This window comes from Vibrio sp. 1078-1 (genome assembly GCF_033340475.1).
In genome coordinates this window covers 1-832 of the sequence record NZ_JAWOWM010000196.1, presented here as the reverse complement: position 1 = coordinate 832, position 832 = coordinate 1, and the positions used below count along the sequence as shown (strand labels likewise).

The window sequence follows — 832 nt, the reverse complement described above, 5'->3', positions numbered from 1 at the left end:
GCTTTACGTCTCTAGCGCACGGTTCAAAAGAGATCGACGCGACACTAGAAGCGGCGGATCGCTGTTTTGCAATCATTGCGGCAGAAGCAAAATAAGCGCTATACGCAAGTTATAAGAAAAGGACCGAAAGGTCCTTTTTTATTGCCAGTTCAAAATTACCAAGACAGCTAACACGCCTAGAACAATGCCAAACCACGGAATACGTTTGGTTTTCTTCTCAGATTTACATTTCTTATCGCCGTTACAACAACCCATTTTTCATCTCTTGATTGATAACCATCTGATTTGTAGTCATTATAACAAGGTCATTTACCCCTTCCCAATTCAGCTGTGTCATAAGGCTGAAAGGAAAGCCGGTGCAAAGTAATAAAGGTTTCGCGCTGATATCAACGCGATCCATTGTAAACGTCATCCGTAAGTTGGATTTATCTCATGCCAAACAACGTAAAAATCACGTCGAGTCATCGTGTATTAATGATCGCTCTACTCGCCGCTGCTTTTGCTTGCTATTTATTGGTCGAGCCTTACATCAATTCGATCGTAATGGCTTTCATTATCTCACTGCTTATGTTTCCTGTGCATGAGTGGTTTGAGCGTAAAATGCCAAAACACAAAAATTCGGCATCGCTGCTCACGTGCGTAGTTTTGACCTTCATTATTGTCATTCCACTACTGTTTGTGTTTGCTGCAATTGTTCAACAAGGCTCCGTTTTTTCTCAGAATACGTACAAATGGGTCACCAATGGTGGCATTCAAGACATCTTCCAACATCCTTGGGTCATCAAAGGTCTATCCATTGTTAATGAGTACTTACCTTTCGATAAAATCGAGC

General features: G+C 41.6%; 1 protein-coding gene. It reads left to right on the top strand.

Annotated elements, in window-relative coordinates:
- Nucleotides 1-432 precede the first annotated feature (432 nt).
- On the top strand, nucleotides 433-832 hold a 400-nt coding region (locus R7190_RS26530; RefSeq protein WP_411978088.1), incomplete at its 3' end, for an AI-2E family transporter.